The sequence below is a fragment of the Bradyrhizobium sp. 18BD genome, assembly GCF_054185225.1.
The window spans coordinates 126,762-149,840 of record NZ_JAVAYL010000020.1 but is presented as its reverse complement, the minus strand read 5'-3'; the positions used below and the strand labels follow the sequence as shown (position 1 = coordinate 149,840).

Annotated in this window: 23 protein-coding genes and 1 riboswitch; of the genes, 11 read left to right on the top strand and 12 right to left on the bottom strand. The window is 64.1% G+C overall.

Annotated elements, in window-relative coordinates; translation table 11 throughout:
* Positions 1–62: 62 nt before the first annotated feature.
* On the bottom strand, positions 63–467 hold the full coding sequence (locus tag RAD16_RS31065) for a hypothetical protein (protein ID WP_458161630.1): 405 nt from the start codon (positions 465–467) through the stop codon (positions 63–65).
* Between the two features lie 167 nt (positions 468–634).
* On the opposite strand from RAD16_RS31065, the gene RAD16_RS31060 reads away from it, so the two are divergent.
* Together RAD16_RS31060 and RAD16_RS31055 are read left to right on the top strand one after the other, a co-directional pair.
* Positions 635–865 carry a hypothetical protein gene (locus RAD16_RS31060; protein ID WP_458161629.1) on the top strand — a complete coding sequence of 77 codons (231 nt, stop codon included), beginning with the start codon at positions 635–637 and terminating at the stop codon, positions 863–865.
* A gap of 12 nt (positions 866–877) precedes the next feature.
* Entirely contained in the window at positions 878–2,914 is a 2,037-nt protein-coding gene (locus tag RAD16_RS31055) for a pyrroloquinoline quinone-dependent dehydrogenase (RefSeq protein ID WP_458161628.1), read from the top strand.
* A 46-nt stretch (positions 2,915–2,960) separates the two neighbouring features.
* On the opposite strand, the gene RAD16_RS31050 is transcribed toward RAD16_RS31055, so the two are convergent.
* Complete coding sequence (locus tag RAD16_RS31050; protein WP_458161627.1) at positions 2,961–3,203, bottom strand: PilZ domain-containing protein; 243 nt, start codon at positions 3,201–3,203, stop codon at positions 2,961–2,963.
* A 185-nt stretch (positions 3,204–3,388) separates the two neighbouring features.
* Here RAD16_RS31050 and RAD16_RS31045 point away from each other — a divergent pair, with 185 nt between their 5' ends.
* Positions 3,389–3,682 (top strand): HdeA family protein, encoded by a 294-nt coding sequence (locus tag RAD16_RS31045; RefSeq protein WP_165425184.1) that lies wholly within the window; start codon positions 3,389–3,391, stop codon positions 3,680–3,682.
* A 120-nt stretch (positions 3,683–3,802) separates the two neighbouring features.
* Here the strand turns inward: RAD16_RS31045 and RAD16_RS31040 are convergent, their stop codons facing one another.
* Positions 3,803–4,267, bottom strand: a complete 465-nt coding sequence (locus RAD16_RS31040) for a PaaI family thioesterase (RefSeq protein WP_458161626.1) — start codon at positions 4,265–4,267, stop codon at positions 3,803–3,805.
* Positions 4,268–4,414: 147 nt separating this feature from the next.
* On the opposite strand from RAD16_RS31040, the gene RAD16_RS31035 reads away from it, so the two are divergent.
* The 3 genes from RAD16_RS31035 (at position 4,415) to RAD16_RS31025 (ending at position 5,316) form a co-directional block, all read left to right on the top strand.
* On the top strand, positions 4,415–4,546 hold the full coding sequence (locus tag RAD16_RS31035; protein WP_458161625.1) for a peptidylprolyl isomerase: 132 nt from the start codon (positions 4,415–4,417) through the stop codon (positions 4,544–4,546).
* 86 nt (positions 4,547–4,632) lie between these two features.
* The gene (locus RAD16_RS31030; protein WP_458161624.1) at positions 4,633–4,929 is read left to right on the top strand and encodes a hypothetical protein; all 297 of its coding nucleotides are present in this window, start codon (positions 4,633–4,635) and stop codon (positions 4,927–4,929) included.
* 132 nt (positions 4,930–5,061) lie between these two features.
* Complete coding sequence (locus RAD16_RS31025; RefSeq protein WP_458161623.1) at positions 5,062–5,316, top strand: hypothetical protein; 255 nt, start codon at positions 5,062–5,064, stop codon at positions 5,314–5,316.
* Positions 5,317–5,325: 9 nt separating this feature from the next.
* Here the strand turns inward: RAD16_RS31025 and RAD16_RS31020 are convergent, their stop codons facing one another.
* Complete coding sequence (locus RAD16_RS31020) at positions 5,326–5,559, bottom strand: DUF6894 family protein (protein ID WP_458161622.1); 234 nt, start codon at positions 5,557–5,559, stop codon at positions 5,326–5,328.
* A gap of 151 nt (positions 5,560–5,710) precedes the next feature.
* Positions 5,711–5,899 (bottom strand): hypothetical protein, encoded by a 189-nt coding sequence (locus RAD16_RS31015; protein WP_458161621.1) that lies wholly within the window; start codon positions 5,897–5,899, stop codon positions 5,711–5,713.
* A gap of 352 nt (positions 5,900–6,251) precedes the next feature.
* Here RAD16_RS31015 and RAD16_RS31010 point away from each other — a divergent pair, with 352 nt between their 5' ends.
* Entirely contained in the window at positions 6,252–6,488 is a 237-nt protein-coding gene (locus RAD16_RS31010; RefSeq protein ID WP_458161620.1) for a DUF2798 domain-containing protein, read from the top strand.
* An 852-nt stretch (positions 6,489–7,340) separates the two neighbouring features.
* Here RAD16_RS31010 and RAD16_RS31005 read toward each other — a convergent pair.
* Both RAD16_RS31005 and RAD16_RS31000 read right to left on the bottom strand, forming a co-directional pair.
* Positions 7,341–7,508, bottom strand: coding sequence for a hypothetical protein (locus tag RAD16_RS31005; protein WP_458161619.1), 168 nt, complete (start codon positions 7,506–7,508; stop codon positions 7,341–7,343).
* A gap of 1,566 nt (positions 7,509–9,074) precedes the next feature.
* The gene (locus RAD16_RS31000; RefSeq protein WP_458161618.1) at positions 9,075–9,251 is read right to left on the bottom strand and encodes a hypothetical protein; all 177 of its coding nucleotides are present in this window, start codon (positions 9,249–9,251) and stop codon (positions 9,075–9,077) included.
* Between the two features lie 449 nt (positions 9,252–9,700).
* Between RAD16_RS31000 and recA the strand changes: the two genes are divergently transcribed.
* Both recA and RAD16_RS30990 read left to right on the top strand, forming a co-directional pair.
* On the top strand, positions 9,701–10,789 hold the full coding sequence (gene recA / locus RAD16_RS30995) for a recombinase RecA (protein ID WP_458161617.1): 1,089 nt from the start codon (positions 9,701–9,703) through the stop codon (positions 10,787–10,789).
* Positions 10,790–11,172: 383 nt separating this feature from the next.
* A complete protein-coding gene (locus RAD16_RS30990) occupies positions 11,173–12,147 on the top strand; it encodes a hypothetical protein (RefSeq protein ID WP_458161616.1) in 975 nt (324 codons plus the stop codon).
* A 122-nt stretch (positions 12,148–12,269) separates the two neighbouring features.
* Here the strand turns inward: RAD16_RS30990 and gcvP are convergent, their stop codons facing one another.
* The 3 genes from gcvP to gcvT are packed head-to-tail and all read right to left on the bottom strand — an operon-like array spanning position 12,270 to position 16,697.
* Positions 12,270–15,152: an aminomethyl-transferring glycine dehydrogenase gene (gene gcvP, locus RAD16_RS30985; protein WP_458161615.1), complete on the bottom strand. Its 2,883-nt coding sequence runs from the start codon at positions 15,150–15,152 to the stop codon at positions 12,270–12,272.
* Between the two features lie 17 nt (positions 15,153–15,169).
* Positions 15,170–15,538 carry a glycine cleavage system protein GcvH gene (gcvH, locus tag RAD16_RS30980; RefSeq protein WP_458161614.1) on the bottom strand — a complete coding sequence of 123 codons (369 nt, stop codon included), beginning with the start codon at positions 15,536–15,538 and terminating at the stop codon, positions 15,170–15,172.
* Between the two features lie 10 nt (positions 15,539–15,548).
* Positions 15,549–16,697, bottom strand: coding sequence for a glycine cleavage system aminomethyltransferase GcvT (gene gcvT / locus RAD16_RS30975; RefSeq protein ID WP_458161613.1), 1,149 nt, complete (start codon positions 16,695–16,697; stop codon positions 15,549–15,551).
* Between the two features lie 146 nt (positions 16,698–16,843).
* Positions 16,844–16,934: riboswitch (glycine riboswitch) on the bottom strand.
* 233 nt (positions 16,935–17,167) lie between these two features.
* On the opposite strand from gcvT, the gene alaS reads away from it, so the two are divergent.
* A complete protein-coding gene (gene alaS, locus RAD16_RS30970; RefSeq protein WP_458161612.1) occupies positions 17,168–19,849 on the top strand; it encodes an alanine--tRNA ligase in 2,682 nt (893 codons plus the stop codon).
* A gap of 6 nt (positions 19,850–19,855) precedes the next feature.
* Entirely contained in the window at positions 19,856–21,082 is a 1,227-nt protein-coding gene (locus RAD16_RS30965) for a cyclic nucleotide-gated ion channel (RefSeq protein ID WP_458161611.1), read from the top strand.
* A gap of 4 nt (positions 21,083–21,086) precedes the next feature.
* On the opposite strand, the gene RAD16_RS30960 is transcribed toward RAD16_RS30965, so the two are convergent.
* Both RAD16_RS30960 and RAD16_RS30955 read right to left on the bottom strand, forming a co-directional pair.
* Positions 21,087–21,587, bottom strand: a complete 501-nt coding sequence (locus tag RAD16_RS30960; RefSeq protein WP_458161610.1) for a DUF3455 domain-containing protein — start codon at positions 21,585–21,587, stop codon at positions 21,087–21,089.
* A gap of 99 nt (positions 21,588–21,686) precedes the next feature.
* Positions 21,687–22,901, bottom strand: coding sequence for an NADP-dependent isocitrate dehydrogenase (locus tag RAD16_RS30955; RefSeq protein ID WP_458161609.1), 1,215 nt, complete (start codon positions 22,899–22,901; stop codon positions 21,687–21,689).
* Positions 22,902–23,079 lie beyond the last annotated feature (178 nt).

Below are 23,079 nucleotides of genomic sequence, written 5' to 3'. Positions count from 1 at the left end.
CGAAGCTGCCGCCGGGCGATAGCGTGCGGCCCCTTACACAGAGCTGACGGCGAGACCTGTTCCTAGATCGGCTCGTAGGTCTCGGTCCCGCAGATGTCGTCCGCTTCCGCCCGTCGGCGATCGACCACCTTTCCGCCGTTGATGGTCACGATATAGGTCTGGGCGCCGAGCGAAGAGCCGGTTGCCGAGGTGAGTTGCGCGCGGACGCAGGCGGTCCAGCCCGGTCCTCGCACCTCGTGATGCGGCGCAGCGACGTGAATCTCGCGTGGATTGGACGTGTTCAGGAAGACGACATCGATCTGCTCGCGTACCAGGCGTTTGACGTCGGGGGGCGGCTCTGGCCGCGGCTGCTCGGCTTCCTTCATGCGCATGAACTCGGGCACCGGGGCGCGGCTGTCGGCAAAGCCGCAGCCACCGAGCGCGAGCGCGCCGGCCAGCAGCGCCGCATGAGAAATGATCCGCAACATCCGTGAAGGTCCCCTGCGGGCCAACAGATAGGCACGAATGCGATCCGGCGAAGTCCGGGCCGATCAACATTTGCTGAAGATAAGTTTTGCTGAGACTTGGGACCCACGGCATTTGCTATTACGGGATTGCAGGCTAGTTTGTGCCCCAGACGAGGGGGATTGCGCGAATGAGGGTTTTGGTCATAGCGGCGGCCGTGCTGGTGCTGGCGGGCGGATCGGCCCATGCGCAGATGGGGGCCGGCAGCAAGCGCCAGGGCAATGCGCCGAAGGCTGACAACACGCCCAAGGTCGACGAAAAGGCCTACAAGGCTGCGCTCGAGCGCATTCCCGAGCCCAAGGAGAAATACGATCCGTGGAGCGGGGCCCGCCCAAGCGAGCCCGCCAAGAAACCGAAATAGAGCGAGGCGGCGTTGCGGACCGGTCTGCGCATTGCGGCCGCGTTCGTTGCGTTGCTGTTCATTACGGTACGGCCGTGCTCGGCGTGGGAGAGTTGGGGCGGCGATGCCGGCGGCTCGCGCTTCTCGCCGTTGCGACAGATCACGCCCGACAATGTCGGCCAACTGGTCCGCGCGTTCGAATATCGCACCGGCGATCTCACCGCGCGCGCGCCGGAGGTGATGCGGCGAACCAAATTCGAGGCGACGCCGCTCCTCGTCGAGGACAGCCTGATCTTCTGCTCTCCCTTCAACGAGGTGATTGCGCTCGATCCCGGCACAGGCGCGCAGAAGTGGCGTTACGATCCCAAAATCGCGACCAATCAGCGTCCCGCGAACCGCTATGTCTGCCGTGGTGTCACATACTGGATCGATGACAAGGCGCCGCAGGATGCCGTCTGCCGATCGCGCGTCTTCATGGGCACCAATGATGTCCGCCTGATCGCGCTCGATGCGAAGATGGGAATCCCCTGTGCCGATTTCGGCAAGGGCGGCGAGATCAAGCTCGACATCGGCATGCGGCTGGATTGGCCCGGCGAATTCCAGATCACCTCGCCACCTGCGGTCGGCCGCGGTGTCGTCGTGGTCGGCTCGTCGATCGGCGACAACAGCCGCGTCGATGCGCCGAGCGGGAAGGTACGCGCGTTCGACGCGCGCACCGGTGAGGCGCGCTGGACGTTCGAGCCGCTCAAGCGAGACGGCATCGAGGCCGGTCATGCCAATGTCTGGGCCCCGATGTCGGTCGACGAGGCACGCGGGCTCGTTTTCCTGCCGACCACCTCGCCGTCGCCGGATTTCTGGGGCGGCAAGCGGCCGGGCAACAACGAGCACGCCAATTCGGTGGTTGCGCTTCGCATCGAGACCGGTGAGCTCGTATGGGCGTTCCAGACCGTGCATCACGACGTCTGGGACTACGATCTGCCGGCGCAGCCCACGCTGACGCGTCTCGACACCGGCGAGGGCCAACGCGACGTCGTGATCCAGCCGACCAAGCAGGGTTTTGTGTTCGTGCTCGATCGCGACACCGGCAAACCGGTGTGGCCGGTGGAAGAGCGCGCGGTGCCGCAGGGCGGCGCGGAAGGCGAGATACTGTCGCCGACGCAGCCATTCCCGACGCATGTGCCTGTACTGACGTCGCAGACAATCTCGACCGATGATGCGCTCTCACTACTCCCTGGTCTGCGCTGCTCGTCCTGCGAGCTCAAGTTCGCGGACGCGCGCAACGAGGGCCTGTTCACGCCGCCTTCAGTTCAGGGCACGCTGGAGTTTCCCTTCACCGGCGGCGGTGTGAACTGGGGCGGCGCGGCGTTCGATCCGACTGGTGAGATCCTTTATGCCAACACCAGCCGCGCCGTTCATCTCATCAAGCTGATCCCGCGCGCGGAGGCTGCCGGATTCAATCCGCCGCCCGGTCATGATTTCGGCCGGCAACGCGGCGCGCCGTTCGCGATGTCGCGTGCGGTGGTGATGTCGCCGCTCGGCTTGCTCTGCAACAAGCCGCCCTGGGGCGAGATGGTTGCGGTCGATCTCAAGGGCGGAAAAATCCTCTGGCGCTCGACGGTCGGCACCACCGAGGATCTGGCGCCGCTCGGCCTGCCGCTGCCCTGGGGCACGCCGCTCGTCAACGGGCTCGCGGTCACCGCGGGTGGTCTCGTCTTCACCGGTGCGATGGATGCCTATCTGCGCGCGTTCGATGCGCGCAGCGGACGCGAGCTGTGGCAGGGTCGGCTGCCGGTGCCCGGCGTCGCCAATCCCATGACCTATCTCTGGAAGGGCGAGCAATATGTCGCAATCGGCGCCGGCGGCCATTCCGAAGGCGGCACCTCGATCGGCGACAGTGTCGTTGCATTCCGCCTGGCGCGGCCGGGCGAAGCACCCTCGCTATGGTCGCGCACGATCGATCGTCCGGGTGGACGATTCGTCAGCGTGTCGTCGGCGATCGCGCTCGCGATCGTGGTGCTTGTGATCGCAGGCGTGCGCCGGCGTCGCCATCGTCGTGCGAGACGAGTATAGCGCCGCATCGCGCGCGCGATGCGAACGGTCATTCACACGTTATGGACTACTGTACGAAAGCCAGTCCGATACGCTTGTCGCTGCGCCAAACTTCACGGCAATTTCGCGCGAAATTGTCGCGCGTGATCGAGAGTGTGAATGATTGCGGCAGTGTGACAGCCGCATCAAGGTCGATCGCCGCGCCGCCTTCAGACATGTTTCGTACGGTGCACGCTACACCGCTGTTTTCAAAGGTGATCATCCCACCCTTGAAAACCCGGTGACGCTGCGTTGTACGCTTCTCGATCATCGGCATTAATCCATAATGACGCTTGTAAAGTAATGCTTAGAAATTGCGTTGATCTAAACTCAATACTGGCGCTACTTGTGCATCGCTTCAGACTTCGTTTACGACGTTGGAGCGGTGAGTCCACTTCCTGCCGACTTGTTCCACAAACCTTTCATTTATGGCGTTACGCGCCGATGGAGATTCCGATGAAGACCACGCTTTCGATCCTGTTCGCCGCGGCGCTCTCGCTGACGTCGATGCCCGCCCACGCCGTCAAGTGGGACCTCTCGACCATGACCTGCAAGCAATTCCTCGAGAGCGGCGAGGACAACATCGCGGTCGTGCTGACCTGGATGGACGGCTGGTACAAGGGCGACGAGGACAACGCGATCATCGACACCGAGGTGTTCATCGAGAACGCCAAGAAGTTCGGTGCCTATTGCGGAAAGAATCCGACCGTCAGCGTCGTCACGGCGGCCGACGAAATTCTCGGCAAGTAATTTTCTGAAGCGTGCCGACCGGGGCGTGATCGCATCGCGCTTCGGTCTTTCGCTTCGATACGATCATGAGAGCCGCGGTGCGCCTTGCGCTCACGCGGCTCTCTTCTTTTGGAATGATGCTCAGCCCGGCAGCATCGCGAACGCACTCGACACCATCGCCACCTGCTTGTTGTCGGCGGCCGAGAGCAGGGTGACGCGGCCAAAACTCATGGTGCGTCCGAGCCGCACCACGCGCGCGTCGGCGATCACGTCCGAGGAAGCGACCGCGCGCATGAAATGCGTGGTCTGGTCGACCGTCGTCATCGGACGATAGCCGCGGTTGGCGGCGAGGTTCGCGATCACCATCGCGGTGTCGGCGAGCGCCATCAGCGCCTGGCCGCAGACCACGCCGCCGTTGCGGCACAGCCGCTCCGAGAACGGCATGCGCAGCAGCGCGCCCGGCTGCCAGTCCGGCGCATCCGGCGGCGGGGTGTGCTCGATATGCTCGACCGAGAGGTTGAGATCCTGGACCCAGGGCGCGAAGACCTCGCCGAGAATGCGTCTGGCAACATTGATGCCGAACTCGGCTTCTGGCTGCGATGGCATTGCTGTCGTTTCCTCCTGTGTTGCCGGATGTTTCGGTCATTCTGCGCGGATCGGCGCGGCAAAGTCACCCGGTCCCGCACCGGCCCCGCCGGCTTGAAAATGCCCGACTTGGCCCGATATGATAGCTCGCTTGGGAGTGGGTGGACGATGTTGCGTCGGTGTGTCCTCGTGTTTTCGCTGGTGGCGCTTGGCCTGGTGCTGAACGGCTGCACCCGGTGCGGCCCGATCTGGGACGACTGGCTGCACGCGCCGAAATCGTGCCGATCGGATCAGCTCTAGCGCGAGATGCGGCCCCGAGCGGGCTGTTGACAGGGATGACAGGGCGCGGTTGATCCGCACCCATGTGGAAGATCAAGGAGTGCATGATGAAGCTTTTCCGTATGGCGGCGGTGCTGCTGGCCGTGCTGGCGGGACCGGCCTACGCGCAAATGCCCAATCTCAATCTGCTGCAGGACGGCCCGAGCAAGACGCCCGAGGAGAAGGCCGCCGAAGCCGAGCGTGACAAGGCCTACAAGGAAACGCTGAAGAAGATTCCGGACGCCAAGGCGTCCAACGACCCTTGGGGCGGCATGCGCTCGGATCCGCCGAAACAGCCGGCCGCGCCGAAGGCATCGGCGGCAACCAGCGCGCCGAAGAAGAAGTCCGGCACGAGCGCGAATTGATCGCTTGAATTGATCCCTTGAATTGATCCCTTGGGCCCGATCGGAGGCGGCTGACGCCTTCGGTGCGGGACTCCTCTTTCGCCGGCCCAGCCCCTACATTGTTGGCTGGTGTTGCGTAGAGGAGGGCAGATCATGGCCGATCGTCCGCGGGATCTCGCCGAGCGGATGGCGCGCCGGCGCAAGATCGGCGACAGGCCGGTCGCGGGCAGCGGCGACGGCTATCTGCGCGAGACCTTCACCCTGCCGCGTGCGGCGGCGCGGGCGAGGGCACAGGCCTTCTTCGCCCGCTACCCCAAGGCCGGCTATATGAGCGTGGTCGAGACTTGGCGCGAGCTGCCCGGCGGCGACATCGAATTCACCATGCGCCGGCTGCCCAGCGCCGATTAGGGGCGCGACCTAGTCGAGCGTCTCGGCGACGATCCGGATGCGGAACACGGGCTGCTTGGCCTCGTCCAGAAGCTCCATGTCCCATTCGGAGTTCTCGCGAAGCTTGCGGGCGATCCCTGCGGCCATGTCGGCGCAGACGCTGGTCATCTCTTTCCACGCCGCAGCGCGATCGGGAAATTCCCTCGCCTGCTCCGCGCAGCCCGAATAAACGCCGTTGCGGATTTGAAAGAAATAGAGCGGCATGGCTGGCACCGATCGCGTCGTGGCCCGCCCCCCAAGGCCAGAAGCGCACAGTGCAATCCCAAACGCCCGGCAGATCAATTCCGGTCGGCTACGGACAAGCCATGGGGGCGCGGCGCATAGGGACGCCGGTTTCGCGCCGAGTCCTCAGCCTTCAGGCAGTCTCGCGCCCGATCGCCTTGAGCTCCCGATCGATGCGCAGCTGCACCCGCCGGATCGCCAGCAGGTCGATCCTGGTCTCGGTCTTGCCGGTCTTGAGCTGCTCACCGATGCGAAACTGCCATTGCCAGATTCCGGGAATTGCGGTCTTGGCAACGGTGAACTCGACGCCCCTGTGATTCATGGCCACCTCCCCACGATCCAGCTTCCATCACTGCCGAACATGTTGGGCGTTGTAATAGTCCGCCGACAAGCAAAATCTGTCGGTAAGCCCAAGATAGTTCACGGGAATCCGGAAAACGCGCGCGTCTCGAAACAAACGAAATCGAATCCCGAAAGAATGTCGGTTCCGCAAAAGCCTGTGGAACCATTGTTGCGGCGGACGGATGCAATCATATGCGGCTCCGGAACTCTGTTCTTGGTCGGAGAACCACGGACATTTGATCGCGCCCGTGCCGAGGCCTGGCCGGTTTTCTGATGCCGCTGGCGGCATGTGCCTTGCTTGATCTGATGACGGTCAGCAACACGGGTGCATCATGCTCGGCATTCCGCGCCGCTACAGTCATTTCGTCTTCGGCGTGATCCAGTCCGGCCTGACCTCGCTGATCGCGGCGGGGATCGCCAGCCTGCCCGCCGCAAGCGCGATGCTCTTCATCAGGCACTGGATGGTGTCGTGGCTGCTCGCATGGGCTGCGATGCTGCCCCTAGTGCTGCTGGCCGCGCCCGCGATCCGTGCCGTCGCGCTGCTTCTGACGCGGGAGGAGAGGGCATGAAAAAACCCCGCTTGGGGAGAGCCAAGCGGGGAAGAGGTTATTGGAGGCTGAGGTGCTGGGCTGCAACACCATAGCCAGACGACCCTAGCGGGCCGAGCTTACGACAGCCTGACAGGCGATGCCCGCCGGCGCGCAAGCATGCCCCGCAAAACAGAAAACCCCGCTCGGGGGCGAGCGGGGTCGTCGACTGGGTATGGAGGCCCGGTGTTGGTCCACCGGGCGTCGAAGACTAGGAGAGCCGCCTTACAGGCGCCTGACGACGGCGCCGAAGCGCAACGTCCTGCTGAGCCCCAGACTGGCCCCGCACCCGTCCCAATTTCGTCACCCGATCGCACCACTCACGACACAGCCGCAGGCGAGATTCTGTATCCCGGTGCAGCCATGGGGGAAACGTGGCGCGCCGGGAACGGGGTGGCATCATGGATAACGTAGAGCGGTCTTTCGCCGCCGCGACGGCGGCTGGCTTCGTGGTGTTGGTGATCGGCCTGGTGCTGTTGGCGGTGCTGTAACGCCGCATGCAGCCTTGCAGTTGGGTCCAGTCGATGAGCTCCCGCGATGGCGGGGTGCGCCAGGGGACGCCGGCGCGTGATCCAAAAAGTGAGAAAACAACCCCATGCACAGTAGACCGCCCAGCGATTTCGCTGCGCGATCAATGGCTTATTTCTGGTATTTAGATACCTCGATGTGCGGAGGGTCAGCCTCCGGGCAGATCCCTCGGAGGCGCGGTGCCGGGCTGGAAGTCCGGCCGGGTCTAAAGCATGATCCGGAAAAGTGCGCAGCGGTTTTCCGAAAAGATCATGCTCAAACAACAACCTAAAGCGCGATGACGATTCATCCTAATCTCATCGCGCTTTAATGAACGTTGATCACGTGGAGGGGCAGGTGCAGCTCGGCGGCACGCTCTTCGCGATCCTTCTTGCGGAACTCGTTTTCCTTCTGCTCGAACTTGATCAGCTCCTCATGCGCGGCCTCGAGCAGGTGGTTGCGCCTGGCCGCATCCTGATGCGCATTTTCCGTCATGACGAAGGCTCCCCATTGCTGCGGTTCACCCCCGATCAAAGGCCTGGGGCCGCAAAAAGTTCGCTACCGCAAGATTGCGGAATCATGACGGCGCGTCGGGCCCGCGTCCTTGATGCGCGTCAGCTTCATACGAAGAAACAGGGGCGCAAGCCGCGCTGCTACTTCGGCGGTTGAAGCCCGGCGGACTTGACCCAGTCGTGCAGATGAGAGGCCACGGACCGCCGTGGCCGTCGGCGATTATCTGTACAGCAGAGTGCCGAGGCACATGATCAGCATCAGGGTGCCGAGCGCAACGGTGACGAGGGAGCGCTCCGCTTTGCTCGTCAGCTCATCTCTCGGCACGGCGATCCTCTCGACTTGATGAGAGGCAACTTAACAAATGTCAGGTTGTTCCGGCGTCACCCCGCCGCAGCCGTGCGGGCAGGGTTGCGATGAAAGCAAGAGGCCGCCCATGCGGCGGATCCGGGAAAATCAAACAGGCATCAGCTTGAGGATTGAACGACAAAAAGCCGCCCCCTCGTCACTGAATAGGGCGCTGTCCTGGACACCCGCAGAGGTAGATTGGGACACCGCGAATTCACATAGGCTAAGGCGCGATGTCTCGATCTATGCTTGCGTGGACGTCTTGCATGGACGTCTTGGCGCTCTTGCCAGCCCCGGAGAGCCAGGACTCGGAAAGCAAAAACGCCGCCTGCTTAAATGATCGCAGGCGGCGGCTTTCCAGCCCCGAGGGGGATGATGCAAAACCCCGGTAAAGCTTAGTCTGTTCGGATCAGGCCAGGGTTCAAGTCAATTCTTGTCTCGGTCAATGACGCGGAAGCTGCGCGTTATTCGGACAGGCCGGTTCGGCTCCAACGGCAACACCGCATCAATCAAATCCCCAATCGTCCAGACGCGACGCTGGCAGTGGTCCGCAGAACTTCGTGGATGCGGCAGAGGTCGTAGTGAGCCACGTAGGCTGACCGCTGCAGCGTGACCGGTGAAGCTTCTTCTCCCGGTGCTGTCCTGATCAGGAGTCCGCGATTTGAAATTATGACCCGGCCGATTCACATTTGTTGTGGCAAGGATTTGTTAACCGGGAAAAACTGGCAATGTCCGGGGCTGGCAAAGCCTTTTCAGTTCGGAATCATTGAAACCCGGAAGCATGAGGGGCCGCTGTCTCAGGACGGCGGCCCTTTGCTTTCACACCGCATAGGCGGCCTCACTTTGCCGGCGGAGTGCTGTCCTGATTAAGACACCCGCTTTGACGGAACGGATAGGACACTTACCCGCGCCGCCGCGTTGAGAGCCGTGGGGCGCGACCCAGGCGGAGGTCGCCATGGATAGAGCGGAGCGATTCTTTCTTGCGCTGACACTGGTGGGCGGAATTTGTCTCTGCGCCGCGTTCGCTTTGTGGATGCTTGGCGTTTAGGAACATTCGCGAGCTTGCCAAGTTTTCCCGAAGCCCTTCCCCAAGGGCACCATGGTGGCCCCAGCTCAATGCCCCCCATTACCCCGGAGCTGGGGCCTTTTTCTTTCACCCGCGAGGGCAGATGAGGACACGGATCGCAGGCTTGCCGCGCGGGGCTACCCGACCTTTCGCTCGTGCATGGCCGCTTCCACCTGATCGGCGAGGACGCTCAGATGATCGGCAAGACGACCAAATAGCTCCTGCTTTGCCCTGTCGGTCGCGAGGTCACGGATGAGGGCGCACTCCGCGGCGTCCTTCCGGAGCTTTTCGAGCTGGGTCTGATAGTCCTGCATAGCGCCTGCCGATTGCTTGTTTTTCCCGACTTTAGGGCACGCCAAGCAGATTGGGACATAACAAAAATCAAGTTTGGGGACCGGACGGTACCCAAATCCGGGTGCTGTCCCGATCCGGACACCCCGCCCCTGCTTGTGTCCCGTTGCGCGACACAAAACCTTGGCACAACTTGTGCAGATTAATCAGCACCGGGGTTTTGCAAACCCACCCGGGGCTGGAAAGCCGCCGCCTGCGATCATTGAAGCAGGCGGCGTTTTTATTGGTCGGCCAGAACAAGCCACTGCCAGATTCAAACCAGGTCACCGAAGCCGGAAACAGGCCAGCGCCTCAAATTTGCAAAAGAACATATTGCGAACAGAGAACAGATAGGGTACGTTGTTTTTATCGACGACCCGCTGCCCAACCGTTTGTCCCGCACCCGAATCCTCGTCATAAGGAGCACGACCCAATGTCCGCCACTGCCCTGCGTATCGTCGAAGGATCTTCCATGGACAAGAGTAAAGCCCTGGCTGCCGCGCTCTCTCAGATCGAGCGCCAGTTCGGCAAGGGATCGGTGATGAAGCTCGGCAAGAGCGACCGGTCCATGGACATCGAGGCGGTGTCTTCGGGCTCGCTCGGGCTCGATATTGCGCTCGGCATCGGCGGCCTGCCCAAGGGACGCATCGTCGAGATCTACGGGCCGGAATCCTCGGGCAAAACCACCCTGGCGCTGCATACGGTGGCGGAAGCGCAGAAGAAGGGCGGCATCTGCGCGTTCATCGACGCCGAGCACGCGCTCGACCCGGTCTATGCCCGCAAGCTTGGCGTCAACATCGACGAGCTGCTGATCTCGCAGCCCGACACCGGCGAGCAGGCACTGGAAATCTGCGACACGCTGGTGCGTTCGGGTGCGGTGGATGTTCTGGTGGTCGATTCGGTCGCGGCACTGGTGCCGAAGGCCGAGCTCGAGGGCGAGATGGGCGATGCGCTGCCGGGTCTGCAGGCGCGTCTGATGAGCCAGGCGCTGCGCAAGCTCACAGCGTCGATCAACAAGTCCAACACCATGGTGATCTTCATCAACCAGATCCGCATGAAGATCGGTGTGATGTACGGCTCGCCGGAAACCACCACCGGCGGTAACGCGCTGAAGTTCTATGCCTCCGTCCGCCTCGACATCCGCCGCATCGGCGCGATCAAGGAGCGCGACGAAGTGGTCGGCAACACCACCCGCGTCAAGGTGGTGAAGAACAAGCTGGCGCCGCCCTTCAAGCAGGTCGAGTTCGACATCATGTACGGCGAGGGCGTCTCCAAGATGGGCGAGATCCTCGATCTCGGCGTCAAGGCCGGCATCGTCGAGAAATCCGGCGCCTGGTTCTCCTATGACAGCCAGCGCCTCGGCCAGGGCCGCGAGAACTCGAAAGCGTTCCTGAAGGCCAATCCCGACATCACCGCCAAGATCGAGACCTCGATCCGCCAGAACTCGGGCCTGATCTCCGAGCAGATTTTGGCCGGCACGCCCGAGAGCGACGCCGACGGCGACGAGCCGGCGGAAGAGTAAGGCCTAACGCGAAAGTTTTTCGCGAGGAGCGGGCGCTGAGGACGTTGAGTTGCCGACGTCATCAGTGCCCGTTTTCGTGTTGAGCGTGACAGTGGGGTGGGGCGATTAAGTGCCTGATTGTGACCATAGACGCATCCACCGCAGGCGCCATCCAACGCGCCGGCCTTGCCGATCTCGTGTTGCGATCGAGCGCCGGCTGGTCTGGGGACCGCTGCCGTCCGCTGCCGAGCTCGAGGCTCGATCGCTGATGGGGCGGCTCGCACCTGACCAACGAGCGGCTCTGGCGGTGGGATCGCGAGGCCCTCTCACTGATCGCGCCTGATTAATGAGTACGTATTCGCTCGGAATGTTCTTGTCTTGCGTATCAATTTTGAGAGGTGAGTGTGTCCCATTTGATTTTATCCACGAACCACCTTGACGAAAGCGTGCTTCGCCAGTCGGGCCTGGCGAACGTTGTGCTCGGATTCTATCTACGCTTCGTCTGGAGGAAGTTGCCTTCCGAGGAACAGCTTTTGATGGGGCTGGAGCGCCGATCGGCAAAGCACTGCAATTCCGGCGATCATTGGCTTGATGACGCTTGTCGCGGCTCGCTGGAGGGATTCGGAACGCGCGATATCGGTTTCTTCGAGCTGTGTGCGAAGTTCGACTCAATTGAAATATGGGTCGATCCTCGACCAAACGATCAGCTTGTGCTGGTCTGGTTGCTGGACCTGCTTCGCCCATACAAGGAGATCACAGCGAAGCTGAGCCTGGTGCACACGGACGATCATGTTGCGCACTATGCTCCCGAGTCTGTCGCAAAATGGAAGCTGCCGTCCTTCAAGGTGGCCGACAACCATTTGGTGACGGCAAGCCGCGCCTGGCAAGCTTATCGGGCTGAAACGCCAAAACCCTGTTTCGACCTGTTGATGACGGATCTGATGATCCTGCCGAGACTTCGACCGGCGCTCATCGCGTTGCTTGAAGAGCTTCCGGACAGCGTGACGGGACTGAGTGCCAGCGAAATGGATATTCTGGACTTTGTGAACGACGGGCACACCGACCCAAGGCGCGTCACCGAGGCGTGGTGGATGCGCGATGTGCTCGAAGAAGGCGAAGCGCGCGATGCTTTGCTCGAACTGGGGGCCCATTCGGCGCCGCCGGTCCTGTTGGGCGATCCGTCATTCGACAATGAGGCCCGCTATTTCGGCAAGAGCGAGTGGAAGGTCACGCTGACTGAGCTCGGGCGTTCAATTTTTGCGCGCGAGGACGATATGTGGCGCCACAACCGGATCTATCGCTGGTGGGGCGGGACCGAGCTGACCAACGAACGGCTCTGGCGGTGGGATCGCGAAAGCCGATTGTTGGTCGCGCCTTAGATAAGCGTTCAGTGCCGTAGGGTGGGCAAAGGCGCGTAAGCGCCGTGCCCACGATCTTTCACCGCATGCAAAGGTCGTGGGCACGCTTCGCTTTGCCCACCCTACGAGACCTCCGTCGCGTCCTACTCCGCGGCTTCCGCGTAATCGCTCACCGGCGGGCACGAGCACACCAGATTGCGATCGCCATAGACGTTGTCGACGCGGCCGACCGGGCACCAATATTTGTCGGTGCGCGACGTGCCCGCGGGGAAGCAGCCTTCGCTGCGGGTGTAGGCGCGATTCCACGCATCATCGGCGATGTCGTGCACGGTGTGCGGGGCGTGGCGCAGCGGCGAGGCCTCGATCTTGAAGCGGCCGGCTTCGACCTCGGCGATCTCCTTGCGGATCGCGATCATGGCGTCGCAAAAGCGATCCAGCTCGGCCTTGGATTCCGACTCGGTCGGCTCGATCATCAGCGTGCCCGGTACCGGGAAGCTCATGGTGGGAGCGTGGAAGCCGTAATCGATCAGGCGCTTGGCGATGTCGTCCACGGTGACGCCCGAGGTCGTCTTCAGCGGCCTGGGATCGACGATGCACTCATGGGCGACGCGGCCCCTGGCGTTCTTGTAGAGCACCGGGAAGTGCGCATCGAGGCGCGCGGCAATGTAGTTGGCATTGAGGATCGCGATCTCGGTGGCGCGCTTCAATCCTTCGCCGCCCATCATCAAAATGTAGATGTAGGAGATGGTGAGGATCGAGGCCGAGCCGAACGGCGCGGCCGAGACCGGGCCGACCGGTGTGTCGGCTCTCGTCGCCGGATGACGATTTTCAGGATGACTTGGCAGGAACGGCGCAAGATGCGCCTTGACGCCGATCGGGCCCATGCCGGGTCCGCCGCCGCCATGCGGGATGCAGAAGGTCTTGTGCAGATTGAGATGGCTGACATCGGCACCGTAATCGCCGGGCCTGCTAAGGCCGACCTGCGCGTTGAGGTTGGCGCCATCCAGATACACCTGGCCGCCATGGCCGTGCACGATGTCGCAGATCTCGCGGATGTGCTCCTCGAACACGCCATGCGTCGAGGGATAGGTGATCATGACCGCGGCGAGGTCGTTCGAGTGCTTCTCCGCCTTGGCGCGGAGATCGTTGACGTCGACGTCGCCGTTCTTCTCGCAGGCGACCACCACCACGTCCATGCCGACCATCGCGGCCGAGGCCGGGTTGGTGCCGTGGGCGGAGGAGGGGATCAGGCAGATCTTGCGATGCGTCTCTCCGCGCGCGGCATGATAGCCGCGGATCGCGAGCAGCCCGGCATATTCGCCTTGTGCGCCCGAATTCGGCTGCAGCGAGATCGCGTCATAGCCGGTGATGTCGCACAGCCACTTCTCCAGCCGTGCGAACAGCGCGTGATAGCCGGCGGCCTGCTCGCGCGGCACGAACGGATGCAGCGTCGCGAATTCCGGCCAGGTCAGCGGCATCATCTCGGTGGTCGCGTTCAGCTTCATCGTGCAGGAGCCGAGCGGGATCATGGCGCGGTCGAGCGCGAGGTCGCGATCGCTGAGCTTGCGCATGTAGCGCAGCATCTCGGTTTCCGAGCGATGGGCGTGGAACACCGGATGGGTCAGGAAGTCGGTCGTGCGCTTCAGAGCCACCGGCAGCGCCTCGCGCGTGGTGGCGTCGATCTCGGCATAGGCAAGCGTGCCGCCGAAGGCGCGCCAGACGGCTTCCACCGTCGCTTGCGTCGTGGTCTCGTCAAGCGCAATACGCAGGGCCGCGTCACCGATGCCGAGATTGATCTTCTCGGCCGCCGCGCGCGCGATGATCTCGGCGCGCTTGGCGCCGGCGTCCACGCTCAGCGTGTCGAAGAAGCTTTCGCTGCTCGGCGCAAAGCCGAGCTTGCGCAGGCCCGCCGCGAGCACGGCGGCGCGGCGATGCACGTTGCGTGCGATCTGCGCCAGGCCCTCGGGACCGTGATAGACCGCATACATCGAGGCGATCACGGCGAGCAGCACCTGCGCGGTGCAGATGTTGGAGGTCGCCTTCTCGCGGCGGATGTGCTGCTCGCGGGTCTGCAGCGCGAGGCGATAGGCAGGCATCGCGCGCGAATCCACGGAGAGGCCGACGATGCGGCCGGGCAGCGAGCGCTTCAGCGCATCGCGCACCGCCATATAGGCCGCGTGCGGTCCGCCATAGCCCATCGGCACGCCGAAGCGTTGCGCCGAACCGATCGCGATGTCGGCACCGAGCTCGCCGGGCGAGGCGAGCAGCGTCAGGGCCAGCAGGTCAGCGGCAACGATGGCGAGTGCGCCCTTGGCCTTCAGCGCCGCGATCGCGGGCCGGAGGTCGCGCACCGCGCCCGAAGAACCCGGATATTGCAGCAGCGCGCCGAGCACGTCCGCCTTGTCGAGGTCGGCGAGGGGATCGCCGACGATCAGAGTCCAGCCGAGCGGCTCGGCGCGGGTGCGCATTACCGCCAGCGTCTGCGGATGCACGTCCTTGTCGACGAAAAAGGCCTTTGCCTTCACCTGCGAGTGCCGCTCGGCGAGCGCCATCGCTTCGGCCGCGGCGGTCGCTTCATCGAGCAGCGAGGCGTTGGCGACGTCGAGCCCGGTGAGGTCGCAGATCATGGTCTGGAAGTTGAGCAGCGCCTCGAGCCGGCCCTGGCTGATCTCGGGCTGGTAGGGCGTGTAGGCCGTGTACCAGGCGGGGTTTTCCAGAATGTTGCGCTGGATCACCGCGGGCAGGATCGTGCCGGAATAGCCTTGCCCGATCAGTGAGGTGAAGACCTGGTTCTGGGCTGCGAGCTCGCCCATATGCGCGATCGCCTCGGTCTCGCTGAGCGGCTTGCCGAGGTCGAGCGGGGCGGCCTGCCGGATCGACGCCGGCAGCGTCTCCGCCATCAGCGCGTCGACGCTCCTGGCGCTGACGGTTTCGAGCATGGCGGTGACATCGCGCGCCGACGGGCCGATGTGGCGGCGAACGAAACTGGCGGCGGTATCGCCGCTGGATTTACGGTGGGCGGTCATCGCTTGCTCCATCGTCCTTAAGCCGTATGTGCCTTGTAGGCAGCCTCATCCATGAGGCCGCCGAGCTCACTCTTGTCTGCAATCTTGATCTTGAAGAACCACGCCGCGCCCTGCGCGTCCGAATTCACCAGCGCCGGCTCGGCGGCAAGTGCCTCGTTGGTCTCGAGCACTTGGCCGGAGATTGGCGCGTAGACGTCGGAGGCGGCCTTGACCGATTCCACGACGGCGGCGGCTTCGGCCTTCTTCAGCGCGCGGCCGACCTTGGGCAGCTCGACGAACACGACGTCGCCGAGCTGCGACTGCGCGTAGTCGGTGATCCCGACGGTGGCGACGTCGCCGTCGATGGCCAGCCATTCATGGTCGGAGGTGTACAGCGTCGTGGTCATTCACAGGTCCTCAGCGTTTGTAGGTGTTTTTTACGAAAGGCATGGCGGCGACGGTGAGCGGCAGGCGTTGCCCGCGCACCTCGGCGAAGATTTGCGTGCCGAGCGCGCTCGCGCTCGTGGGCACATAGCCCATCGCGACCGGCGCATTCAGGCTCGGGCCGAAGCCGCCGGAGGTGACTTTTCCAATGGGCTCGCCTGCGGTCGCGTCGGCGAACAGCAGCGCGCCCTCGCGCACCGGCGCGCGGCCCTGGGCGAGCAGGCCGACGCGGCGGCGGGAGGCGCCGTTATCGAAATGCGCAAGGATCTTCTCCGCACCCGGAAAGCCGCCGGCGCGGGCACCGCCGGTGCGGCGGCTCTTCTGCACCGACCATTCGAGCGCGGCTTCGACCGGCGTGGTCGCGGTGTCGATGTCGTGGCCGTAGAGGCAGAGCCCGGCTTCCAGCCGCAGGCTGTCGCGGGCGCCGAGGCCGATCGGCATCACATCGGGATTTTCGAGGAGCGTCTTGGTGAGGCGCTCGGCATCGCTAGCTGCCACCGAAATTTCAAAACCGTCCTCGCCGGTGTAACCCGAGCGCGAGACGAAGCAGGCGAGGCCGGCAACCTTATGCGGGCCGGCGTCCATGAACTTCATGGCGGGCGCCTCTGCACATAATTTCGCCAGCGCTGATTCCGCCTTCGGACCCTGCAGCGCGATCAGCGCCCGGTCTTCAAGCGAATCGATGACGCAGGTGTCCGAGAGATTCGCGCGCAGATGCGCCTCGTCCTCGGCATTGCAGGCGGCGTTGACCACCAGGAACAGGTGATCGCCGAAATTGGCGACCATCAGATCGTCGAGAATGCCGCCATCGGCATTGGTGAACTGGGCGTAGCGCTGGCGGCCCGGCGCAATCGCCACGATGTCCTGGGGCACCAGCCGTTCCAGCGCGCGGGCGGCGTCCTCGACCTTCCCCGATTTCGGCCGCAGCGCGATCTGTCCCATATGGGAGACGTCGAACAGGCCGGCGGAGGAGCGGGTCTGCAGGTGCTCCTTGAGCACGCCCGCGGGGTACTGCACGGGCATGTCATAGCCCGCGAACGGCACCATTTTGCCGCCGAGCGTCACATGGAGGTCGTAGAGGGGGGTACGTTTCAGGGAGTCTTTGTCGTCACGCACTGGCATCGCAGGGGTCCTCGGCGGTTCCCCGGGGACGATTCCCCGGAAGCAACCAGTCGAAGCCCCATCTGTCGCTGTGCCTGAGAGTATTATCCCGTCGGCGGACGCTATCCGGGTCTCAAGCCCGCCAGCGCCTCTTTCCAGATGTCGTCAAAGCCACGCGGTCCTTTTGCCTGAGAGTTTCCGGGGCGGTTGCTCCTTCGGCGCCGGCTACCAGATGCCGGTCTCTCCCGACGTGGCCGTACGATACAGATGGGTACAGACCACAGCCCGGCCAAGCCTGTCAACGCGCACCTGACGGCTTTCAACGGGGTTTGCAACGGGATTGCGCGCCTGCGGCAACCCACTGATCTCTCTGCACAGTTTCTGGACAGCGAAGCTGGCCTTGTCTAAAAGCGCTTTGGCCCGCAGATAACAGCCCAAACTCGCGGTTTGGATGGCGATGAGCGGGTCCAAGCACACCCGATTGGATGAACATGAGCGGCGTCAACGAGATCAGGTCGACCTTTCTGAACTTCTTTGCCGAGAACGGGCACGAGATCGTGTCGTCCTCGCCATTGGTGCCGCGCAACGATCCGACGTTGATGTTCACCAATGCCGGCATGGTGCAGTTCAAGAACGTTTTCACCGGCGTGGAGAAGCGGCCCTATCAGCGCGCCACCACCTCGCAGAAATGCGTGCGCGCCGGCGGCAAGCACAACGATCTCGACAATGTCGGCTACACCGCGCGCCATCTCACCTTCTTCGAGATGCTCGGCAACTTCTCGTTCGGCGACTACTTTAAAGAGCGCGCGATCGAGCTGGCCTGGAAGCTCATCACGAAGGATTTTGGGCTCAACAAGGACAAGCTGCTCGTCACCGTCTACCACACCGACGACGAGGCGCACGGGCTCTGGAAGAAGATCGCCGGCTTCTCCGACGACCGCATCATCCGCATTCCGACCTCGGACAATTTCTGGGCGATGGGCGACACCGGCCCGTGCGGCCCGTGCTCGGAGATCTTCATCGACCGCGGCGATCACATCTGGGGCGGACCTCCGGGCTCGCCGGACGAAGACGGCGACCGCTTCCTCGAGTTCTGGAACCTGGTGTTCATGCAATATGAGCAGGTGACGAAGGAAGAGCGCGTGGATCTGCCGCGTCCCTCGATCGACACCGGCATGGGCCTCGAGCGCATGGCCTGCATCATGCAGGGCGTGGACAGCGTGTTCGAGACCGACCTGTTCCGTCATTTGATCGACGCGACGTCGTCGGCGCTCGGCAGCGGACCGAACGAGCAGACCGTCGCCTCGTTCCGCGTCATCGCCGACCATCTGCGTTCGTCGGCCTTCCTGGTCGCGGACGGCGTGCTGCCCTCGAACGAAGGCCGTGGCTATGTGCTGCGCCGGATCATGCGCCGCGCGATGCGCCATGCGCAGCTTCTCGGCGCCAAGGAGCCGCTGATGCATCGCCTGGTCTGGGCGCTGGTCCGCGAGATGGGCCAGGCCTATCCCGACCTGATGCGCGCGGAGAATTTGATCGAGGAAACGCTGCGGCTGGAAGAGACCCGCTTCCGCAAGACTCTTTCACGCGGCTTGGCCATTCTCGACGAGAAGTCGGCGTCCCTGAAGAAGGGCGACATGTTCGACGGCGACGTCGCCTTCACGCTGTATGATACCTACGGCTTCCCGCTGGACCTGACGCAGGACGCGCTGAAGTCGCGCGGCATCGGCGTCGACCAGGCTGCGTTCACCGACGCGATGGAGCGCCAGAAGGCCAAGGCGCGCGAGTCCTGGAAGGGATCGGGCGAGGCGGCTTCGGAAGCGATCTGGTTCCCGCTGCGCGAAAAGCTCGGGGCCACCGAATTCCTGGGCTACGAGACCGAGAGCGCCGAGGGGGTGGTCTCCGCGCTGGTGAAGGACGGCCAGGAAGCCAGGAGCCTCAAGGCCGGCGAGCTAGGGGCGATCGTGCTGAACCAGACGCCGTTCTACGCGGAGTCCGGCGGCCAGGTCGGCGACACCGGCGTGCTGACGGGTGAGGGCGGCATCAAGTTCCGTGTCACCGACACCCAGAAGAAGCTCGGCGATTTCTTCGTCCACGTCGGCACCGTCGAGAGCGGCGAGCTGAAGGTCGGCACCGCGCTGCAGCTCGAGGTCGATCATTCGCGCCGCTCCTCGATCCGCGCGCATCACTCGGCGACGCATCTCATTCACGAGGCGCTGCGCCAGGTGCTCGGCGATCACATCGCCCAGCGCGGCTCGATGGTCGCGCCGGACCGCCTGCGCTTCGACTTCGTGCATCCGAAGCCGATCACGGCGGAGGAGCTCGCCCGCGTCGAGGACATCGCCAACGACGTGGTGTTGGAGAACGACGAGGTCACCACCCGTGTCATGGGCGTCGACGAAGCCCGCGAGGCGGGCGCGCGCGCGCTGTTCGGCGAGAAATATGGCGACGAGGTTCGCGTCGTCTCGATGGGCAAGACCGCGCGCGAGCGCGGCGCCAATGCGCTCGGCTGGTCGGTCGAGCTCTGCGGCGGCACCCATGTGCGGCGCACCGGCGATATCGGCCTGATCACGCTGACGGGCGAGAGCGCGGTCGCCTCGGGCGTGCGCCGCATCGAGGCGCTGACCGGCAATTACGCGCGCAAGCACGCCAACGAGACCATGGCGCTGGCGAGGACCGCGGCGAACGAACTGCGCACCTCGATCGACGACGTCCCGGCGCGCATCACCGCGCTGATGGAGGAGCGCAAGAGGCTCGAGCGCGAGCTGTCCGACGCGCGCAAGAAGCTCGCGATGGGCGGCGGCGCGTCCGCCGGCGGCGACGGCGCAGCCGCGGGCGTGCGCGAGGCCGGCGGCGTCAAGCTGATGGCGCGCGCGGTCGAGGGCATCGAGATGAAGGATCTCAAGAGCCTCGCCGACGACGGCAAGAAGCAGATCGGCTCCGGCGTGGTCGCGATCGTCGGCGTCACCGAGGACGGCAAGGCCGGCGTCGTGGTCGGCGTCACCGCTGATCTCACCGCGCGCTTCAACGCCGTGAATCTGGTGCGCGTCGCCTCCGAAGCGCTCGGCGGCAAGGGCGGCGGTGGCCGGCCCGACATGGCGCAGGCTGGTGGTCCCGACGGCGCCAAGGCGACCGAGGCGCTCGCGGCGATCGAAAAAGCGATGGCAGGCGCGTAAAGCACCATGCGCCTCGTTCCGCGAGGACGTGGCCTGCGCGATCCCGATTTGAGGGATCGCCTCTACGAATTGCTGGAGCACGATCCGCTGGCTTATTCGGCCGGGTCGCGCTTCATCCAGCTCATCATCGGCGTCATCGTGCTCAACGTCGCCGCGATGATTTTGGCCTCGGTGCCGGAGCTGGACGCGGAGTTCGGTGCGCTGTTCTCCGGCGTCACCATCCTCTCCGTGATCGTGTTCGCGCTGGAATATGCGGCGCGGCTGTGGACGGTGGCGGGCCACACGCCGCGCAACGGCTCGGCGCTCGCCGACCGGCTCGGCTATGCCTTCTCCGCGCTCGGCATCATCGACCTCATGGCGTTTCTCCCGGCCGCAATCGTGCTGGTCACGGGGCGCCACGCGACGCTGGCCGCCCTCGGCGTGCTGCCGTTCTTCAAGCTGATACGCTACTCGCCGGCGATGCGCTCGCTGCTCGCCGCCGTGCATGCCGAGCGGCGGGCACTGATCGGCTGCGTCGTCATCCTGATCGGCGCGGTGCTGACGTTTGCCTCGCTGCTCTACGCCATCGAGCGCGACGTGCAGCCCAGCAAGCTCGGCACCATTCCGGATGCGATGTGGTGGGCGATCGTGACGCTCGGCACCGTCGGGTATGGCGACGTCGTGCCGGTGACGCCGCTCGGCAAGATCATCTCCGTCTTCACCATCATCAGCGGCTTCGCCATGATCGCGCTGCCGGTCGCGATCATCTCGAGCGCCTTTGCCGAAGAGGTGAAGCGGCGCGATTTTGTCGTGACCTGGGGCATGCTGGCCCGCGTGCCGCTGTTCTCGCATCTGTCGGCAGGCGAGATTGCTGACATCATGCGGCTCTTGCGCGCCCGCACCATCGAGCAGGGCGAGATTTTGGTGCGGCGGGGGGATCCCGCCTCGTCGATGTATTTCATCACCGCGGGCGAGGTCGAGATCACGCTGCCGAACCAGCAGGTGCGGCTCACGGACGGCACCTTCTTCGGCGAGATCGCGCTGCTGCACAAGACCAAGCGCAGCGGCACGGTGACCGCGACGCGCAAGACGCGGCTCCTGGTGCTGGACGCTCAGCATTTTCACGCCCTGATCGAGCGCATGCCGACGCTCGCCGCCCATGTCCACAACACCGCGAAAGCGCGGCTGGAGGAGACCGGTGATCTCGCCGCTGCCGAATTGGCGCAGGCGGAGCGCGAGGGCACCGACCGCTGAGCGGTCAGCCCTTCTTCAGGAACACATACTCCGCCGAGTAGGGCGCGCTTTTGAAATCGCCGGCCTTGTCGCAGGCGCCGTCGAGCTTGCCGCCATGGGTGTTGATGCGCTGGACGGTCGTGACTGGCGTCAGCACGCCGCTGCCGCGGTGGACGGTGACCTCCAGCTTCAGCCAGGGGATGTCGGCGGCGGTGGCGCCCGGTGCGTTGCCGATGGCCTTGCCGGCGACCGCGCTGCCGTCGGCATGCTCCCAGTTCGGGCCGGCATAGTGGCGGCCGATGGTCTTGCCCTCGGCTAAGAGCGTCGCGATCGGCTCGCGAAAAGCCCAGGCGAGCTTGCCGTCAGTGCCGGCCTTGCACTCATAGACCTGCGCGCCCTCGGCGTGGACGCTGAGCACGACGCTCTCGCCAGGAGCGGCGATGGCCTCGGGCAGCGGTTCGGCGGCGATAGCCGGTCCGATCGGGGCCGCGAGCAGCAGGGCGGGGGCAGCAAGCTTGATGAACATGGCGATCTCCGCAAAAGCTCTCAAAAAAGAAACGGGCCGCGCTTTCGGCGCAGCCCGTGATCATGTCTGGCCCAGTCGGGCGGAATTGCGGATGGCCGCTTAGGCCGCCAGCGCCTTCGTCAGGTTTTCCGCGACCTTGTCGAGGAAGCCGGTGGTCGAGAGCCAACGCTGGTCGGCACCGACCAGGAGCGCGAGGTCCTTGGTCATGTAGCCTTCTTCGACCGTGTCGACGCAGACCTTCTCCAGCGTGTTCGCGAACTTGGCGAGCTGCGGGTTGTTGTCGAGCTTGGCGCGATGCGACAGGCCACGGGTCCAGGCGAAGATCGACGCGATCGAGTTGGTCGAGGTCTCCTTGCCCTTCTGGTGCTCGCGGTAGTGGCGGGTCACCGTGCCGTGGGCAGCTTCCGCCTCCACGGTCTTGCCGTCGGGGGTGAGCAGCACCGAGGTCATCAGGCCGAGCGAGCCGTAGCCCTGCGCGACCGTGTCGGACTGCACGTCGCCGTCGTAGTTCTTACAGGCCCAGACGTAGCCGCCGGACCACTTCAGCGCCGAGGCCACCATGTCGTCGATCAGGCGGTGCTCGTAGGTCAGGCCCTTGGCCTCGAATTCCTTCTTGAATTCGCGGTCGTAGATGTCCTGGAAGATGTCCTTGAAGCGGCCGTCATAGACCTTCAGAATCGTGTTCTTGGTCGACAGGTAGACCGGGTAGCCGCGCAGCAGGCCGTAGTTCAGCGAGGCACGGGCGAAGTCGATGATGGAATCGTCGAGATTGTACATTCCCATGGCGACGCCGGCGTCGGGGGACTTGAACACTTCCTTCTCGATCACGGTGCCGTCCTCGCCGACGAATTTCATCGACAGCGTGCCCTTGCCCGGGAACTTGAAATCGGTGGCGCGGTACTGGTCGCCATAGGCGTGGCGGCCGATGATGATCGGCTTGGTCCAGCCGGGAACGAGGCGGGGCACGTTCTTGCAGATGATCGGCTCGCGGAAGATCACGCCGCCGAGGATGTTGCGGATGGTGCCGTTTGGCGACTTCCACATCTGCTTGAGGTTGAACTCCTTCACCCGGGCCTCGTCCGGGGTGATGGTGGCGCACTTGACGCCGACGCCGACCTTCTTGATCGCCTCGGCGGCGTCGATGGTCACCTGATCGTTGGTGTGGTCGCGGTATTCCATGCCCAGGTCGAAATACTGCAGCTCGACATCCAGGAACGGGTTGATCAGCTTGTCCTTGATGTACTGCCAGATGATCCGGGTCATCTCGTCGCCATCGAGTTCGACGACGGGATTGGATACCTTGATTTTTGCCATGATCGGGGAAGCCCTCTTGGGAACGGCGCCGCTGGCGCCAATTTGAATATCCGCCGCCTCTTAGCACCTGATAGCAGCGGGCGAAAGCCAAGTGATTATGCACTTTTAGCTCATCCAGCTTCCGTAGATGGGGGGCGGGGTGCGGCCCTGCGGCGGGGCGCGGGTGAAGTTTCAGGCG

What these genes read in the sequence shown, in the direction of transcription:
- RAD16_RS31065 (WP_458161630.1), bottom strand. Translation starts at nt 467, where the DNA reads ATGTTGCGGATCATTTCTCATGCGGCGCTGCTGGCCGGCGCGCTCGCG.
- RAD16_RS31060 (WP_458161629.1), top strand. Translation starts at nt 635, where the DNA reads ATGAGGGTTTTGGTCATAGCGGCGGCCGTGCTGGTGCTGGCGGGCGGA.
- RAD16_RS31050 (WP_458161627.1), bottom strand. Translation starts at nt 3,203, where the DNA reads ATGATCGAGAAGCGTACAACGCAGCGTCACCGGGTTTTCAAGGGTGGG.
- RAD16_RS31045 (WP_165425184.1), top strand. Translation starts at nt 3,389, where the DNA reads ATGAAGACCACGCTTTCGATCCTGTTCGCCGCGGCGCTCTCGCTGACG.
- RAD16_RS31040 (WP_458161626.1), bottom strand. Translation starts at nt 4,267, where the DNA reads ATGCCATCGCAGCCAGAAGCCGAGTTCGGCATCAATGTTGCCAGACGC.
- RAD16_RS31035 (WP_458161625.1), top strand. Translation starts at nt 4,415, where the DNA reads ATGTTGCGTCGGTGTGTCCTCGTGTTTTCGCTGGTGGCGCTTGGCCTG.
- RAD16_RS31030 (WP_458161624.1), top strand. Translation starts at nt 4,633, where the DNA reads ATGAAGCTTTTCCGTATGGCGGCGGTGCTGCTGGCCGTGCTGGCGGGA.
- RAD16_RS31025 (WP_458161623.1), top strand. Translation starts at nt 5,062, where the DNA reads ATGGCCGATCGTCCGCGGGATCTCGCCGAGCGGATGGCGCGCCGGCGC.
- RAD16_RS31020 (WP_458161622.1), bottom strand. Translation starts at nt 5,559, where the DNA reads ATGCCGCTCTATTTCTTTCAAATCCGCAACGGCGTTTATTCGGGCTGC.
- RAD16_RS31015 (WP_458161621.1), bottom strand. Translation starts at nt 5,899, where the DNA reads ATGAATCACAGGGGCGTCGAGTTCACCGTTGCCAAGACCGCAATTCCC.
- RAD16_RS31010 (WP_458161620.1), top strand. Translation starts at nt 6,252, where the DNA reads ATGCTCGGCATTCCGCGCCGCTACAGTCATTTCGTCTTCGGCGTGATC.
- RAD16_RS31005 (WP_458161619.1), bottom strand. Translation starts at nt 7,508, where the DNA reads ATGACGGAAAATGCGCATCAGGATGCGGCCAGGCGCAACCACCTGCTC.
- RAD16_RS31000 (WP_458161618.1), bottom strand. Translation starts at nt 9,251, where the DNA reads ATGCAGGACTATCAGACCCAGCTCGAAAAGCTCCGGAAGGACGCCGCG.
- recA (WP_458161617.1), top strand. Translation starts at nt 9,701, where the DNA reads ATGTCCGCCACTGCCCTGCGTATCGTCGAAGGATCTTCCATGGACAAG.
- gcvP (WP_458161615.1), bottom strand. Translation starts at nt 15,152, where the DNA reads ATGACCGCCCACCGTAAATCCAGCGGCGATACCGCCGCCAGTTTCGTT.
- gcvH (WP_458161614.1), bottom strand. Translation starts at nt 15,538, where the DNA reads ATGACCACGACGCTGTACACCTCCGACCATGAATGGCTGGCCATCGAC.
- gcvT (WP_458161613.1), bottom strand. Translation starts at nt 16,697, where the DNA reads ATGCCAGTGCGTGACGACAAAGACTCCCTGAAACGTACCCCCCTCTAC.
- alaS (WP_458161612.1), top strand. Translation starts at nt 17,168, where the DNA reads ATGAGCGGCGTCAACGAGATCAGGTCGACCTTTCTGAACTTCTTTGCC.
- RAD16_RS30965 (WP_458161611.1), top strand. Translation starts at nt 19,856, where the DNA reads ATGCGCCTCGTTCCGCGAGGACGTGGCCTGCGCGATCCCGATTTGAGG.
- RAD16_RS30960 (WP_458161610.1), bottom strand. Translation starts at nt 21,587, where the DNA reads ATGTTCATCAAGCTTGCTGCCCCCGCCCTGCTGCTCGCGGCCCCGATC.
- RAD16_RS30955 (WP_458161609.1), bottom strand. Translation starts at nt 22,901, where the DNA reads ATGGCAAAAATCAAGGTATCCAATCCCGTCGTCGAACTCGATGGCGAC.